The organism is Reyranella sp. (assembly GCF_050185545.1).
GTDB lineage: Bacteria > Pseudomonadota > Alphaproteobacteria > Reyranellales > Reyranellaceae > Reyranella.
The window spans coordinates 15542-32265 of record NZ_JBFWZI010000037.1; the positions used below are offsets into that span (position 1 = coordinate 15542).

At 68.1% G+C, this 16724-nt stretch carries 11 protein-coding genes; 9 read left to right on the top strand and 2 right to left on the bottom strand.

What is annotated here, in order from left to right; all coding sequences use genetic code 11:
• The first annotated feature begins 138 nt into the window (after nucleotides 1-138).
• From AB7O82_RS13005 to AB7O82_RS13035, 7 genes are read left to right on the top strand one after another with little or no spacing between them, the layout of a single operon-like run.
• Nucleotides 139-456 (top strand): hypothetical protein, encoded by a 318-nt coding sequence (locus tag AB7O82_RS13005; RefSeq protein WP_395715193.1) that lies wholly within the window; start codon nucleotides 139-141, stop codon nucleotides 454-456.
• 13 nt (nucleotides 457-469) lie between these two features.
• Nucleotides 470-838, top strand: a complete 369-nt coding sequence (locus AB7O82_RS13010) for a GPW/gp25 family protein (protein ID WP_428540396.1) — start codon at nucleotides 470-472, stop codon at nucleotides 836-838.
• Nucleotides 835-3384 (top strand): putative baseplate assembly protein, encoded by a 2550-nt coding sequence (locus AB7O82_RS13015; RefSeq protein ID WP_428540393.1) that lies wholly within the window; start codon nucleotides 835-837, stop codon nucleotides 3382-3384. Before AB7O82_RS13010 ends, AB7O82_RS13015 begins: the two co-directional genes overlap by 4 nt.
• Nucleotides 3381-6047 carry a putative baseplate assembly protein gene (locus AB7O82_RS13020; protein WP_428540390.1) on the top strand — a complete coding sequence of 889 codons (2667 nt, stop codon included), beginning with the start codon at nucleotides 3381-3383 and terminating at the stop codon, nucleotides 6045-6047. The genes AB7O82_RS13015 and AB7O82_RS13020 overlap by 4 nt, the downstream gene beginning before the upstream one ends.
• Before the next feature lie 13 nt (nucleotides 6048-6060).
• Nucleotides 6061-8181, top strand: a complete 2121-nt coding sequence (locus AB7O82_RS13025) for a hypothetical protein (protein WP_428540387.1) — start codon at nucleotides 6061-6063, stop codon at nucleotides 8179-8181.
• A gap of 24 nt (nucleotides 8182-8205) precedes the next feature.
• Entirely contained in the window at nucleotides 8206-11421 is a 3216-nt protein-coding gene (locus AB7O82_RS13030) for a DUF6519 domain-containing protein (protein ID WP_428540384.1), read from the top strand.
• 22 nt (nucleotides 11422-11443) lie between these two features.
• Nucleotides 11444-11959 carry a hypothetical protein gene (locus tag AB7O82_RS13035; protein ID WP_428540381.1) on the top strand — a complete coding sequence of 172 codons (516 nt, stop codon included), beginning with the start codon at nucleotides 11444-11446 and terminating at the stop codon, nucleotides 11957-11959.
• 208 nt (nucleotides 11960-12167) lie between these two features.
• Here AB7O82_RS13035 and AB7O82_RS13040 read toward each other — a convergent pair whose 3' ends face one another.
• Both AB7O82_RS13040 and AB7O82_RS13045 read right to left on the bottom strand, forming a co-directional pair.
• Entirely contained in the window at nucleotides 12168-12920 is a 753-nt protein-coding gene (locus AB7O82_RS13040) for a phytanoyl-CoA dioxygenase family protein (protein ID WP_428540378.1), read from the bottom strand.
• 412 nt (nucleotides 12921-13332) lie between these two features.
• Entirely contained in the window at nucleotides 13333-14661 is a 1329-nt protein-coding gene (locus AB7O82_RS13045) for an LLM class flavin-dependent oxidoreductase (protein ID WP_428540375.1), read from the bottom strand.
• Between the two features lie 247 nt (nucleotides 14662-14908).
• On the opposite strand from AB7O82_RS13045, the gene AB7O82_RS13050 reads away from it, so the two are divergent.
• Both AB7O82_RS13050 and AB7O82_RS13055 read left to right on the top strand, forming a co-directional pair.
• The gene (locus AB7O82_RS13050) at nucleotides 14909-15145 is read left to right on the top strand and encodes a hypothetical protein (protein ID WP_428619530.1); all 237 of its coding nucleotides are present in this window, start codon (nucleotides 14909-14911) and stop codon (nucleotides 15143-15145) included.
• Nucleotides 15146-15299: 154 nt separating this feature from the next.
• Nucleotides 15300-16595 carry an alginate O-acetyltransferase AlgX-related protein gene (locus AB7O82_RS13055; RefSeq protein ID WP_428540369.1) on the top strand — a complete coding sequence of 432 codons (1296 nt, stop codon included), beginning with the start codon at nucleotides 15300-15302 and terminating at the stop codon, nucleotides 16593-16595.
• The last annotated feature ends 129 nt before the right edge of the window (nucleotides 16596-16724 follow it).

Consider the following 16724-nt stretch of genomic DNA (forward strand, 5'->3'; position numbering starts at 1 on the left):
CCTATCTGGTCTCGCCCGAAATTTGTTTTCTTTGCGGGGGCGTCACGCCCGCGGTCCAAGAATCGTGACCCCTCCGCCGCGTAAGACGGGGCACCTCCCCAGCGAGGCTGGGGAGGACGGTTCGGGGGTTATCTGACCATGCCCGCTCCCATCCTCCATCTCGGTGCCACCGTCCTGTGCACCCACGCCGGCCAGGCGACGCCGCTGGCGCCGTTCCCGCGCGTGATGGTGTCGGGTCAGCCCGTGGTGACGCTGGCCTCGCCCTATGCGATCGCCGGCTGCGCACTCACCGGGACGCCCAATCCGCCCTGCGTCACCGGGCAATGGATCGCCGGCGCGGTGCGTGTGCTGGCGGGCGGCGCGCCGGTCGTGACCATGGTTGGCCAGTCGGTCTGCGTGCCGACGGGAACGCCGATGATGCCGGTCGTGGCGCAGACCCGCGTGCTGGCGACCTGAGGAGGGGAGAGACATGCCCGACCTCGACTTTCCGTATCATTTCTCCGGCCTTGGCCGCACCGCGACGACCGATCGCGACGACCACATCCGCGACCTCATCCAGCAGGTCCTGTTCACCGCGCCGGGCGAGCGGGTGATGCGGCCCGATTTCGGCGCGGGGCTGCTGTCGCTGGTGTTCGAGCCCAACAGCACGACGCTCGCCGCCGCCACGCAAATGCTGGTTCAGAGCGCGCTGCAGCTCAATCTCTCGCATCTGATCGCGGTCCACTCGGTCGATGTGAGGAACGACGACGCGGCGCTGCGCGTCGACGTCACCTACTCGGTGCTGCTTGATCGCACGACGCACAGCGCGAGCTTCACCGCTCCGGGAGGCGCACCGTGAAGTTCCATTGCTGCGACCTCCGCCGGCTCGACGTGCTGCGCCTCAGCGGCACGGCCGATGCGATCGACTTCCTCGAGGTGCTCGACAACGCCGGGCCGCCGGGGGCGCCGCGCCAGCAAACCTTGTTCATCCGCCTGTTGCGCCCGGGCTTCGTTCTGACGCCGGACAACATCCGCATCACCGGCGGCGAACGCATCACCAGGATCGGCATCGTCTGGTGCGCGCCTGCCAACGCCCTGCCGCCCCAGGCCGAGCCTGGCCTGGTCGCCACAGTCGACGATCTGGCGCGCACGCTGGTGGTGCGCACCGACAGTTCCGGCGACTTCTCCATCTACACGCTGAGCATCGTCGCCAGTTCGGGCAGCGACAATCCACCGGCCGGCTTCGATCCACGCCTGTCGTCGATCGACTTCTCGTTCAAGGTCGAATGTCCTGCCGATTTCGACTGCGCCCAGCCAGTCATCTGTCCGCCGATCGTCGGCGCCAAGCCCGACATCGACTATCTGGCGAAGGACTATCAGGGTTTCAGGCGCCTGATGCTGGATCGGCTGAGCCTGCTGGTGCCGGGCTGGACCGAGCGTTCGCCGGCCGATCTCGGCGTCGTGCTGGTCGAGCTGCTGGCCTACGCTGCCGACAATCTGTCCTATCGCCAGGATTCGATCGCCAACGAGGCCTATCTGGCGACGGCGCGCCAGCGCGTCTCGGTGCGCCGCCATGCGCGGCTGGTCGACTACTTCATGCACGAAGGTTGCAACGCACGGGCCTTCGTTCATTTCGATGTCGTCGGCCAGGCGCTGGCGCTGGCCAAGGGCACGCAACTCCTGACGCGTGCACCGAGGCTGCCGCCGGTGATCGCGCCTGGCAGCCTGGAGCTGCGCGACGCCCTGCGTGCCGGCGCGATCGTGTTCGAGACGGCGCACGTCGCGACCCTCGACCAGCGACTCAATCGACTGTCGTTCTACAGCTGGGGTGACAATGCCTGCTGCCTGCCGCGCGGCACGACGCGCGCGACCCTGCGTGGCAACCTGTCCGCCATCCTGCATGTCGGCGACATTCTCGTCTTCGAGGAGGTGGTGAGCCCGACCACCTTCGTCGTCGGGGATGCCGACCGCAGCCATCGTTGGGCGGTGCGGCTGGTCACGGTGACCGCGTCGCAGGACCCTTCGGGTCAGCTCTTCGATGAGCCGCCGGTGAACGGGCCCGTGGACGTCACCGAGATCGCCTGGGACGCCGCCGACGCGCTGCCGTTCCCGCTCTGCCTGTCGGTCGAGGAGCGACCCGGCCTGGAGGTCAGCGTGGCGATGGGCAACATCGTGCTGGTCGATCAGGGCTTCACGGTGACCGACGAGTCGCTCGGCGCCGTGCCGCCGGAGACACTGCACATCGCCCCGGTCGCGCCGGCCGGCTGCTGCGACAAGCCTGACCCTGTCGTCGTGCCGCCCCGATTCCGGCCGGACCTCGACAAGCTGCCGCTGTCGCACGGCTTCGATCTCGCCACGCTGCTGGCCGTGCCGATCAGCGCCGACGAGGCGTGGTGGCCGGCGAGCTCGCTGCTGGCCATCGATCCGCGCAGCGCGACGCCGCTGATCGCCCGGTTGGCCGGCACGCTGGGCCCGGTCACCGAGCTTTGGACACCGCGCCGCGATCTTCTGTCCAGCGCCGACGATGCCAACGACTTTGTGGTCGAGGTCGAGAACAACGGCCGGTCGCGGCTGCGCTTCGGCGACGACGATCATGGCAAGCGCCCCGATCCTGGCACCAGCTTCGCCGCGACCTACCGGTGCGGCAACGGCATCGCCGGCAACGTCGGCCAGGAGGCCATCGCTCACATCGTCAGCGTCGCCAACGGCGTGTTCACGGTCGTGCGCAATCCGATGGCGGCGGCAGGCGGTGTCGAGCCGGAGGATGTCGAGGTCGTGCGCCGCGACGCGCCGCAAGCCTTCCGCACCCAGGAGCGTGCGGTGACGCCGGCCGACTACGCCGCGGCGGCCGAGCGGCGCCCTGATGTGCAGCGGGCGGCGGCCACGTTCCGCTGGACCGGGAGCTGGTACACAGCCTTCGTCACGCCGGATCGCTTTGGCGGCATCAAGGTCGACGATCCCTTCAAGGCCCGCCTGCGGCGTCATCTCGAGCGCTTCCGCATGGCCGGCTACGATCTCGAGATCAACTCGCCACGCTACGTGCCGCTCGAGGTCGCCCTGCATGTCTGCGTCAAGGATGACTACTTCCGGGCCGACGTCGTGCATGCCGTCGAGAAGGTGTTGTCGAACGGCGTCCTGCCCGATGGGTCGCTGGGACTGTTCCATCCCGATAATTTCTCGTTCGGCCAGCCGGTCTATCTCAGCCGCGTGATCAGCGCCGCCCAGGCAGTCGACGGCGTCGAATCCGTGCGTGCCGACAGCTTCCGCCGCCTCGGCGACAAGACGTTCCTCTCGTTGCAGGACGGCGTGATCGAGATCGGCAATCTCGAGATCGCCCAGCTCGCCAACAGTCCCAACTTCCCCGAGCGCGGCAAGCTCGCGCTCGTGGCCGGAGGCGGCAAATGACGGCGCCGGTACCCGACCTGAAGCCCCACGTTCCGCCACTCGCGCCCGACAGCGAATGCTGTGCCTGCTGCGACGGGGTTACGGCCGAGACGCCGCAGGGCATCTTCAACCGGACCGGCCTGTCGGCGATCGGCTACCGGATCGGCGACTACGCCCAGTTCCGCGCCAGCCTGCACGCCGCGCTGTCGTCCTCGGCGCTGACGCCGCTCCCGTTGCTGCGCACCCGCGATGACGATGACTTCACCATCGGCCTGATCGACGCCTTCTCGTGTTCGGCCGACGTGCTGACCTTCTACCAGGAGCGGATCGCCAACGAATCGTGGCTGCGCACCGCCGTCGAGCGCGTCTCCCTGCAGGAGATGGGCAAGCTGGTCGGCTACCGCCTGCGGCCGGGCGTGGCCGCCGAAACGTGGCTCGCCTTCGCGCTCGATGTTCCGCCGGCGGCTCCGGCAACGCTGGCGCCCGAGCCGGGTAACTTCGTCACCGGCATCCCGGCCAGCCTGACGCTCGACATGGGCTCCAAGGTGCAGAGCGTTCCGGGCCCCGACGAGAAGCCGCAGACCTTCGAGCTGGTCGAGACGCTCGCCGAGGCGCGCGCGTCCTGGAATGCAATGACGCCCTGGCTCGGCGAGTCCTACGTTCTGGCAGCGGGCGATCGTGAGGCATGGCTCGAGGGCGTCGCCACAAATCTCAAGGCCGGCGACGCGCTGCTGTTCGTCGGCGCCGAGTATTTCGCCGACGACAAGAACGACAATTGGGACTTCCACATCCTCACGGCCGTGGAGCCTGAACCGGCGCGGAATCGGACGCGCGTCGTCTGGGCACGCGGCCTGGGAGCGGCGGATCTCTCGTCGGCGCCCCCGGCGCAGCCGTACATCTTCGCCATGCGCAAGCGATCGGCGGTGTTCGGCAACAATGCACCGATCTGGCGCAGCATGGATCCCGAGTTCCGCGCCGGCTATGTCGCGAGGTTCGGGGGCAACGCCGACCGGAGCGACTGGCCGCATTTCAAGATCAGCCGGACCACGCCCAACGCCAATGGCGGGGCGGTCGACCTCGACCAAGTGCAGTCCGAGGTCGCGGCGGATGTCTCCTCCGACGTTGCCCGTCGCAGCTTTGCTGTCCTGGCTCGAGGAGGCTTCAACCGCCCCAGCGGGCCCTATCCCAGCGGAACCCGCATCGAGCTCTATCGCGTGACCAGCACGACCGAGATTTCCCGTGCGGAGTTTGCGCTGTCCGCCAAGGTCACGCGGCTCGGTCTGTCGGGTGAGAACCTCGAGGCTCACTTCCACAGGCGCGTGCGCCAGACGACGGTCTATGCCAAGTCGGACTATCTGCCTCTGGGGCAGCGGCCCGTCACGACGACAGTGAGCGGCGATCACATACCCGTCGAGGCCGCAACGGCGGGCCTGTCGCCGGGTCGCCGCCTGATCGTGCGCGGCCTGCGCGTCAGCGACCGCGCTCCGGTCGTCGTCCAGGCAACGCTCGTCGCCGTTCATCCGGTCGATGGCCAGCGCGCCGAGCTCGAAATCACGCCGCCGCTCGTCGACGACCTGGTACGCGACAGCGTCGTCGTCCATGCCAACGTGGCGCTGGCCTCGCATGGCGAATCGGTCACCCAGGTGCTGGGCGCCGGCAACGCCAGCAAGAGCTTCCAGCAGTTCGAGCTTAAGCAGCTGCCGCTCACCTATCGCGCCGCAGCTAACGAGATCGGCGCCGCGGCCGAGCTCACCGTGCGCATTGGCGGCGTCGCGTGGAAGGAATTGCCCACGCTCTACGGGACAAGGCCGCGCGATCGGGTATTCGCGCTGTCCACGGACGAGCAGGGCCGTCTGTTCGTCGGCTTCGGCGACGGGAAGAACGGCGCGCGCCTGCCGAGCGGCGTCAACAATGTCCAGGCGGTCTATCGCAAGGGCATCGGCGAGGACGGCAATGTCGCGTCGGGCAGCCTGACGCAGCTCATGACCCGGCCGCTCGGGCTGAAGAGCGTCAGCAATCCGCTGGCTGCCGAGGGCGGTACTGATCCCGAACCTGTCAGCGCTGCCCGGCGCACCATCCCGCTCACCACGCGCACGCTGGGACGGGCCGTGTCGGTGCTCGACTACGAGGATTTCGCGCGTGCCTTCAGCGGTATCGCCAAGGCGCAGGCGCAGGTGCTGCACGTCCACGCCGGCGTGACGGTGGCGATCACCCTGGCGGCGCCGGAAGGCGAGATCATCACTTCGGCAAGCCCGGTGTGGCAGAACCTGCTGGGCGCGCTGAAAGCGAGCGGCGATCCGCATGTCGACGTGACGCTGCTGTCGCTGCAGGCGAGCACGTTCCGCCTCGGGATCAGGGTCAAGGTCGATCCCGACTACGAGACGGCCAAGGTCCTGGCCGACGTCGAGGCCGCCCTGCGGGCACACTTCTCCTTCGACGCTCGCGAGCTCGGTGCGCCTGTCTACCAGTCCGATGTCATAGCCACTGCCCAGGCGGTGGCCGGTGTCGTCGCTGTCGACCTGACCCGGCTCTATGGCGGCACGCAGCCTTGGCCGCAGACCTGGCCATCGCTTCGGGTGCGCCTGCTCGCATCGCGCATGCGTGTGCAGTCGGGCGTCGCCTTGCCGGCCGAGTTGCTGACGCTGGATCCGGCGCCGTTCGATGACCTGGAGGTAATGCCATGAGGGAGGTGATGCCATGAGCTCTCTCACGGCCGAGCGCCTCTATGGACTGCTGCCCGCCGTGTATCGCCTGCGTGACGCCGAGCAGGGCGAGCCGCTGCGCGCCCTCATGGCGGCGTTTGCCCAGCAGTTCGCCGCCCTCGAGGAGAATATCGACCAGCTCTACGACGACCAGTTCATCGAGACCTGCGCGGCCTGGGTCGCGCCCTATATCGGTGACCTGATCGGCTATCGCCCGTTGCATGGCGTGGCGCCGAAGGTCGCCTCGCCGCGCGCCGAGGTTGCCAACACCATCGCCTATCGCCGCCGCAAGGGCACGGCGCTGATGCTCGAGCAGCTGGCCAGCGACGTCACCGACTGGCCGGCGCACGCGGTGGAGTTCTTCGAGCTGCTCACCGCCTCGCAGTACATGAAGCACATCAGGCTGCATGCGCCGGCGACGGCCAACCTGCGCAATCTCGAGGCGACGCTGCTGGAGGGTGGCGCCTTCGGCAAGTTCGCGCACACGCCCGAGATGCGCCGGCCCGAAAGCGGGGCAGGGCGCTACAACATCCCCAACATCGGCATCTTCCTGTGGCGCCTGCTGTCGCTGCGGCTGACGGCCTTGCCGCTGGTCGCCGATCCGGGCGACGCGAGCGGCCGCAAGTTTCGCGTCAACCCGCTCGGCGCCGACCTTCGCCTGTTCCGCCGGCCGCGGACCGAGGACGACATCTCCCATCTCGCCGAGCCGATCAACGTGCCCGAACCTTTGTCGGTGCGGCTGATGGCGCTGGCCGTCAAGGCGGCGCAGGCGAGCACGGTGCCGGCGCCCAATGCCGTGATCGACGACGACTACGGTCCCGGCGAAAGCCTCGTCCTGCTGCGGCCCGGCAATCCGCCGGTGCCGGTCCCGGTCGAGCAGATCCGCATCTGCGACCTGCGTGATATCCTCGATGCCGGCGGCAACGTCATCGCCTGGAACCACCAGGCGGCCGTGCCGGCAGGCACGATCGGTGTCGATCCGGAGCGCGGCCGCGTGCTGCTCGGCGCGCCGGCCGACGGCCCGTTGCTCGCCACCTTCCACTACGGCTCGCCTCGCGCGATCGGCGGCGGCGAGTACGAACGCTCGCCGGAAGAGGCCGGTGTGCCCCTGCAGCGCACTGTCGCCAACAGCGCCGCCTTGCAGCCCGAGCTCGATGCTGTCGCCGTTGGTGGCCGGGTGCTGATCGAGGACAGCCGGACCTATGCCCAGACACCGGTCTTCAAGGTGAATGGCGTTACGACGGCGGGCGCGCCTGGCCTGAAGGTGGTCGTCGCCGCGCGCAATCCGGCGCGGCCGTTGATTGCCGCCACCGGCAATCTCACGCTTGCCATCGGCGAGCGCGGTCAACTCGTCCTCGACGGGCTGGTGATCTCGGGCGGCGCGCTGGAACTGCCGGCCGCGGCAGACGACGAACCGCGCGAGCTGCTGCTGCGCGACTGCACGCTGGTGCCCGGCCGCCGGCTCAATCCGGACGGCAGCGCCGTATCGCCCGGACTGCCCAGCCTGGTGATCGGCCATCCGTTCGCCAAGGTCACGCTCGAGCGCTGCATCACCGGCCCGATCCAGCTCGACCGGGAAGCGGAGATCACGCTGGTCGACTGCATCGTCGACGCCGGCACGCCACAGAACGTCGCCTACGCCGGCGACGCGACCGGCGGCCCGGGCGGCACGCTGACGGCGAAGGAATGCACCGTGATCGGCAAGGTGCACGCCAAGGTGATCGAGCTCGTCTCGAACAGCATCCTGTTCGCGGCGCTCGGGGCGGCGCCGGGAGAGACCTGGGCCGCCCCGGTCATCGCCGAGCGGCGCCAGGAAGGCTGCATGCGGTTTTCCTTCGTGCCCAACGGCTCGTTCACGCCGCGCCGCTACCGCTGCATACCCGATGCCGCTCACCCGCAAGCGCTGCCGCACTTCACGTCGCGACGCTACGGCGATCCGGCCTACGGTCAGCTGCGGCAGGTGACCGACCTGTCGATCCGCACCGGCGCCGACGACGGCGGCGAGATGGGCGTGCTGCACGCGCTCTTCCAGCCGCAGCGCGAGACCAACCTGCGCCTGCGTCTCGATGAGTATCTGCGCTTCGGCCTGCATGCCGGATTCTTTTACGCGAGCTGACCGGAACTTCGCTGGGGGACCACCATGGCCACCGATTTCTCGAGAGTCCGACTCAATCCTCTCCTCGACTTCGCCGGAGTGGAACTGAAGCAGGGCGGCGTTCTTCTCGATGCCGACGCCAACGAGCTCGTCGCCATTGTCGACCGGCGCCTGCGCGCGCTGGCGAGCGACGTGCTGGGGCGAGCGACGGTCTCGTCGACCACGGTCGACGCCTTCAAGATCTCTGTATCGGGGGCCGCGCTGCTGATCGGCAGGGGCCGGCTCTATGTCGACGGCCTGCTGGCGGAGAACCACGGCGCGGTGTCGAACGATCCGGCCAAGAAGCTGTTCGACAGCCTGATGGCCGAGCCGCAGTTCGCCGATCCCATTCCCTACACGGCGCAACCCTATCTTCCCAATCCGCCCGCGCCGCCGACGGCGGGACGGCATCTCGTCTATCTCGATGTCTGGAATCGCGAGGTGACGGCGCTCGAGCGGCCCGACCTGGTGGAGAGTGCCGTCGGTGTCGACGCGACGTCGCGCATCCAGACCGTCTGGCAGGTCCGCGCCCATGCCCCCGATGTCGGCACGGGGACGACGTGCGCGACACCGGACGCCGACATCCCGGGCTGGTCCAACGTCATTGCGCCGTCGACCGGCGTGCTGACGACCGGCACGTTCGAGGTCGCCCCGGTCGACGATCCCTGCGAACTGCCGCCGACTGGCGGTTACCGCGGGCTGGAGAACCAGCTCTATCGCGTCGAGATCCACGATCCCGGTCAGCCGGGGGCCGGCGCGACGTTCAAATGGTCGCGCGAGAACGCCAGCGTCGGCAGCCGGGTCGCCAGCATGGTGTCGGGCAGCGAGCTCGAGCTGGTGACGCTCGGCCGTGACGATGTGCTCTCGTTCAAGACCGGTGATTGGGTCGAGATCCTCGACGACGTGCGCGAGCTCTCCCAAGCGTCCGGCGAGATGCGCAAGATCACGGTTGTCGAAGCGACGCGGCGCATCCAGTTCACGCCTGCTCTGCCGGCCGCGATGCTGCCGGGAACCTTCCCCAACAGCACCTTTCCCAACGCGCGCAATCTCCGGGTGCGGCGCTGGGACCAGCGCGGACGGGTGTCGCGCACCGGACCCAACGGCACTACCGTCCAGGTCCAGGACCTCGACGCGGCGGGCTCGACCGGCGTCATCGACGTGCCGGCGGCGACCACGACCCTGCTGCTCGAGAACGGCGTCACCGTGACCTTCGCCTCGACCGGCGCCAAGGGCTTCAAGTCGGGCGACTACTGGGTGTTCGCGGCGCGCACGGCGGACGCCTCGGTCGAGCTGCTCGACCGCGCGCCGCCGCGTGGCATTCATCATCACTTCGCCCGCCTCGCCATCTGGGACGTCGGGACGGGCGCGGTCACCGATTGCCGTCATCCCTGGCCGCCGACCGCCGAGGGCCACGATTGCAGCTGCACCGCCTGCGTCACGGCGGCCTCGCACGCCAGCGGGCAGTTCACCATCCAGGATGCCGTCAACCAGGTGAGCCAGACCGGCGGCACCGTCTGCCTCGGGCCGGGGCAGTACGCACTCACGCAGGCCGTGCAGCTCAACGGCACGCGCGCCGTCAAGATTCGCGGCCAAGGCGCGGCGACCGTGATCGCCGCCGTAGGAGGCGCCTTTGCGCTCAGGAACTGCCTGGCCGTCGGCATCGCGGATCTGGCGATCCTGTCGCTGGCGCGGCAGCCGGCGATCAGCGTGCAGACGGCCCTGGGCGTCGAGTTGCGGCATCTGCTGATCGCGGTGCTCGACACCGGCGACAATCGTGCCTCGGCCATCGCCTTGCAGGGCGTGGTGGCCGGCGCGTCGATCACCGAGAACGCGATCCTGGCCTCGACCGCAATCCTCGCCAACGATCCTGCCGTGCCGCGCGGCGAGGGCGATGATCAGACGGTTTTCCTCGTCGCCGCGGCGCTTGCGATCGAGGACAATCTGCTGTGGTGTCGCCAGCGCGCGGTGGCGCTCGACGGCAACGTCCTGCACCTGCTGGATACGCGCATCGTCGGCAACGACGCCATCACCTGCGCCCAGACCGCCGTGAGCGCGCTCGGCATGGGCCTGACCGGTACGTCGATCACGATCTCGCGCAACAACTGCTTCGTCTCGGGCAGCGGCGTGCGCTGCGCCGTCGACGGCGCCTGGATCGACGAGAACAAGCTGGTCAACACCGCTGCCGCGCGCGTCGACACGACGGTCGGCATCACCCTGGCGACGGGCCTCGACAAGGCAGGCTCGGAGCAGTGCCAGGTGCTGGCCAACCAGATCGAGGGGTTCGGCCTGGCGGGCATCGTCATCGGCGCGCCGGTGCGCGACCTGATCGTGAAGCTCAACATCATCGAGCAGTGCGGCAGCGGCATCGTCTCGAACGACAACGCCAATGGCGGCTCGCTGTCGATCGAGAACAATCATATCCGCGGTATCGATGCGCGGCCGGGAGCCACTGGCCTGGTTGTCGGGATCGCCGTGACGCGGGCCGGGCATGCCACCATCGCCGGCAACATCATCCGCTCGGTCGGCGTGACGGCGGTGCAGTCGGCCCTGCGGGTCGGCATTCTCGGCTTCGGCGTCGAACGCGCGCGCGTGTCGGGCAACGAGATCACCGAGCTGGCGCCGGCGGGCGATTTCGTCGGACGTGCCGTGGGGGTCCTGCTGGCCGCCCCGCTGGTCGATTTCGAGGTCGGGCACAATCGTGTCGAGCGCGACGCCGCGCCATCGAGCCAGCGCAGCAACGGCGACTGGACAGCGTTGTTCGTCATTGGCGCGGACGCGCAGACACCGCTGCAGAGGACCGGCAGCCTGACAACGGTGCGCTCCGAGCCCACCAAGACCGTCGTGCTGGGGGCAGGGCGGCCCTATGTCGCCAACCTCGCCGCCGCGGCGATCGACAACCAGCCCGCGGGGGCCAACGGCTCGGTCCTGGGCAACGTGCTGGTCGCCCGTGGCGATGCGCCGGCCGTCGATGTGCTGGCGGGGCAGTGCCTGTTCAACGACAACCGGGTCGAGGCGCGGCTGAACGGCAGGATCGCGGTTCGGCTCGGCGCGCCCATCGTGCTGGTCAATGCCAACCGGGTCACCGGCAACGAGCTGTCGATCCAGATCAACGGCGCGACGGCCAAGTCGGCGACCGTGCTGGGCAACATCACGACGCGGGGGATTGCCCTCGCCGGTGCCCCATTGCCGGCACCCTGGGATGCCCTAAATCTCAGGGCGTAGGGACGCGTTCGAGGAGGAAGCCATGCCGAGGACTGTCACCATCAAGACCGATACGACGCTTCGCGCGCTCGGCCCGATGCTGCTCGACGCGCGATTTCGCGGCGAGCAGGTCGATGCGGCGCTGGATCGCCTGAAGGCGCTCAACCCGCATGCCGATCCCGAACGCATTCCGGCGGGAACGGTCTTGTTCGTGCCGGATACGCCGGCCTTCAAGGCCTCGGCCGCGGCGTCGCCGCAGGCGGCCCCGATCGAGGAGTTCCGCGTCATGCTGACTGGTGCGTTGACCGACGCGGCGAACCGCCTGAAGACGGCCAACGCCGCCCGCGCCGCCGAACGCACCGACCTGTCGACGGTGCTGAAGAGCGCCGCCTTCAAGCGCGCCGCCGGCGACGACCGGGACGTCCTCCAGCAGGTCAGCGACGCGCAGAAGGTCCTGGCCGCCGAGGAATCGGAGGACAAGCAGGCGGAGGATACCTTGGCCGCGATGAGCAAGGCGGCGCTCGCCGCCCTGGCGCAACTCACGAAGGTGGCTGGCTGATTTCCAATCCTCCCCCGTAATCGACCGTAATCGGGGGAGGTGCCCCGTCATACGGGGCGGAGGGGGAATGCGGCCTCAGACGAGATGCCTCTGATTCCGACGTCGGAATTGGAGCTACCTGGACTGGGGCTTTCCTCCTCCAGCCCTACGGGCCCCCTCCCCCGATTACGGAGGAGGAAAGACGCGGAGGCCCGTGGCGCACGGCCCATCAAGGCCGCCGCCTGAACATCAGCCACTGATCGCGCATGAATCGCTCGCGGGCGCTGACCTGGGTCGCCGGGTCCCACATTGGGGAAGCGGCGCGACGCTGGAAGATCATGTCGCGCCGCACGTCGGACGTGTTGGCCGAGGTGCCGTGCGCCAGAAACGAGTGCGCTACGACTATATCGCCGGCGACAAGCCGTGGCACCACCATGCGCGCTTCGGGCAGCAGGCGACGCTGGGTTTCGATTTTGATATCGCCGAAGGGGATCGGCGTGTCGGCGGGCAATTCCTTGAAGGCCTTGGCGAACTCGTGGTGCGAGCCCGGCAGGACGTGGAAGCCGCCCGCCGTGTCCGAGGGGACATCGGTCAGCGCGCAGCCCAGGATTATGTTGAATACGCCGAGCACCTTCTCCGTGCCGCCGTCGATATGGAAGTTGCGACCGATTCCGCCCCTGGTCACGAACCCCGGCATGGTTGACGCGAATTGAACGAAATCGACCGGAGGCGCGCTCTGCAGGATCTCGAGCGCCAGCGGATCGAGCACCGCCGAGGCAATCGCCATGAGGTCGGGGTGCCGGCAGTACCGCACCTCGCGCCAGGATTCGTTTCGCGTCCGCTCCCAGCCACCCTCCGGATGGATCTCGTTCAGATGGCGGGCCGCGGCCTGCGCAGCCTGAAGCTGCGGTTGGGCGATCGCGCCAGGGATCACCGTGTAGCCCTGGCCGGCGAGCTCCTTCCAATGGGAATTCTCGAACATGAATGCACGTCCCCTGGACCATTGCCGGCGGCGGCGCCGACTGACGATGTCCGGTCATAGCCTGGGGCAAGAGTCGTGACTCCCTGGCCCTGATGCAAGGCCTCTTCAGGGCATTCGCAGTGTGACCCGCTCAGCGTTCCCCTCCCCAGCTTTGCCGCAGCTTTGCCGGGGGGTGTCGCCGTCTTACGCGGCGGAGGGTTCATTGCTGGGAGCGCGCGCCACTCCGATGGCGCTCATGGGTTGTGTGATCGACAAGAAGGGCGCTACAGGAGTGGCGCGCCCCCAGCAATGACCCTCCTATGAAGATTGGGGCGGGTACCGCCCCGATCTCCTCAGCATCGTGGTGCGCGCCAAGCGTGCTGGGTGTCTCCCCGGCGAAACTGGGGAGGAGGATGAACAGCGCACCCAGGCCTCACACCCGGGCTGGGCGCGGCAGGCCGAAATGGTCACGCAGCGTGGCACCTTCGTAGGCGGTGCGGAACAGGCCGCGTTTCTGGAGGAGGGGCACGACCTCGTCAACGAACACGTCGAGCACCCCGGGGAGGATTGCCGGCATCAGGTTGAAGCCGTCGGCGGCGCCGTCGCTGACCCATTCCTCGATCAGGTCGGCGATCTGCTCGGGCGTGCCGGCGGTGGTGAAATGGCCACGTGCGCCGGCCATGTAGGCGAGGAGCTGCCGCAGGGTGAAGTTCTCGCGCTTGACCAGGCCCACGATCACCTCCGTGCGGCTGCGCGCGGCCTCGACGGTGCCGGGATCGGGCAGGTCCCCGGGGGCGAGCGGCTTGTCGAGCGGCAGGTGTGAGAAATCGTGCCCGCCGAAGCGGCTCGACAGCCGCTTCAGGCCGACATTGGTGTCGGTAAGGTCGGTGAGCTCGCGCGCCAGGCGCCGGGCCTCGGTCTCGGTGGCCGCGATCACCGGGCTGAGGCCGGGCAGGATGAGGACGTGCTCGGGGCACCGCCCTTCGGCGGCGGCGAGGCCCTTGAGGTCGGCATAGAAGGCCTGCGCGGTCTTCTTCTCCATCTGGGCGGTGAACACCGCTTCGGCATGGCGCGCGGCGAAGCGGCGCCCGGTATCGGATGATCCTGCCTGCACGAAGACAGGCCGGCCCTGCGGCCCGCGCGGCATGTTGAGCGGGCCGGCGACACGATAGTACTTCCCCGCATGGTCGATTGGCCTGATGTGGCCTGGTCGTGCGTACTGGCCGGAGGCGCGGTCGTCGACGACGGCGTCGTCGCTCCAGCTGTCCCACAGCGCCTTGACGACCGACATGAACTCCTCACCGCGATCGTAGCGTTCCTCGTGGCTCATCAGACCGGAGCCGCCGTAGTTGCGCGCCGAGGCGGCCAGCCAGGAGGTGACGATGTTCCAGCCGACCCGGCCGCCGCTGATGTGATCGAGCGAGCCGAACTGGCGGGCGAGGTTGAAGGGCTCGGTGTAGGTCGTCGAAGCCGTGGCGATGAGCCCGATGCGGCTGGTCGATCCGGTCAACGCGCCGAGCGTGGTGATCGGCTCGAGCCAGGTCGCCGCAGTGTGCGTCACCGTGTCCATCAGGGCGAGCGAATCGGCGAGGAAGATCGAATCGAAGAGCCCTGCTTCGGCCCGTCGTGCGAGATCGCGGAAGTACTCGATGTCGGTCAAGGATCGCGGCGAGGCGGCGGGATGGCGCCACGAGGCTTCATGGTGACCGCGACTTTGGATGAAAAGGTTGAGATGGATCTGGCGCTGCATGGGTCTGGTCATGGCTAGCAGGCGGGCGGGGTGGCAACAACCCGTTTGCCGCGACGGCGAGCGCCGGGTATCAGCCCGCCCTTCGAGTCGGCAAAGCACGGGAAGGCGAGTGACGCGTCGCAACAATTGGACCCGATTGGGGTGATTCCTGCAGCTGTTCCGGCTCACCTGGATTGACTCCGCACAAATCTCGCCTAGCTTGACGAATGCTGGCGATGACTCGTTGCCGGCGCCGGCGCAGCATCAAGGAGGATGGATCATGCGCGCGCGTGCGGCGGTGGCCGATGTGGAATTGTTGGACGAGGAGATGCCCAGCCGGCTGCGCCAAAGCGCGAGTCTCCTGGCGCGCCGTGACATCGACGCCCAGTTCGAGTGTCCGAGCGGCGGCGCGCGGTTGAAGGCTCTCGTGACGGTGCCGAGGAAATGCCGTGACGCAAAGCAGGCCTCGGCAATCCGGTTGCGTCTCCGCCAAGTCCTTGAACTCAAAGGATTGTGACGCTGGTGACGCAAATGACGCAAAAATCCGGGTCGCGATATCTCCGCCGACGCAACGACGCAAAATCTTGCCCCTCGAAAATTCCTCGGGAGATCGCGAAAGCCGGCGCCTATGGCATGATGGCCAAGGGGCATCGAGGGTCGACCGGAGTTTCATGATTTCGCGGCGGTGGTTCTGGCTCGTCTACGGGACGATCCTTGTGGCGGCGACCGTTGGGGGAACGGAGTTCGTCGCGTCCTTCCTGGCACCGCCCTGGCCGGCGCGCGACCTGCGGCCGGTCTCTGCCGAGGCGCTGAGGGAGCGGATTTCCAGCGCTTTCATCGACATGCCGCAACTGGTTCCGGTCTACAACGACTGGGGTATGCGCGATCGTCCGCGCTCGTTCACCCGGCCGGCCGACGTGAAATTCAGGTCTGTCCTCGTGGGGGACAGCTTCCTGGAAGGGCTGATGCTGACGTCAACCATGCCCTCGCGCGTCGAGAAGCTGTGGAGGAACGGCGGCCACGCCGACATGGAGGCGATCAACCTCGGCGTCACGGCGACCGGGCCTCGGCAATACTACTATCGCATCCGCGACGTCGTGACGCCGCTGAAGCCGGACGTGATCGTCGCGGTGGTCTATGCCGGCAACGACTTCGTCTCCACCGCGCTCGAGCCTTATTCGTTGCCGCCCTGGATCGCCGAGCTGCCCATGCCGTCGGTGCTGGGGATGGTGGCGCCGCGCACGGCGTGGCTTCTGGTCAATCGCTTCGGTCTGTCGGAGCTGGGTCGTGGCAATCGGGCGATCCCCGACGAGTTCGCCTTGCTCAACGCGTGGGCGCGCAAGCCTCCGGCCGAGCGGCTCGACTATTTCGTCCGGCATATGCGCACGCACTACTATCCGAACGTCGACGAGGCGACGGTGCGGGAAATTCTTTCACGCGGCGGCGACCGCCTGTGGACGGCCTTCCGGCCACGGCCCGCCGATCGCGAGTTCGTGCAGGGCTGGCTGCTCGGCAGCATGATCGATTGGGAGACCGGAAAGTGGGAGGTACCGGGAAACGCCGAGGAGGCCGACCAGCGCAGCGCGCCCATGGTCGAGGAGACACTGACCTGGCTGCAGGGCGCCAACAAGCTGGCGAAGGACATGGGCGCGAGGCTCGTGGTGGCGCTCGCGCCATCCGGTGTCGTCGATCCCGATTATGTCGAGTTCTGGCGGCCGTGGTCGCGCTATTTCAGCTACAACCTCAGCAGCGATGCCCGCCACAGAAGGCTCGCCGGAGAATTGAACAAGCGAGGGCTGGCGGTCGTCGATCTGCGCGACAGTCTTGATGGGGTCGCTGGCACGTATCGCCTGACGGATGGACACTGGACGGAGAAAGGCACGGACATCGTTGCTCAGCGGCTGGCGCGCGAGCTGATGGACCTCAGGCGGCAGTTGAACGTCAACGGCCCGCGCAAAGGGTTGTAGCTCGACGAAGGACTCAATTAACTCGACGAATCGACGGCCGCACGCTCTGATTCTGTCGAGGTGAACGGGCGTTCAGGCCAAAAGACGCCACAATCGCGATTGAGGATGCACTCGGAGCCCGGGTCAAAC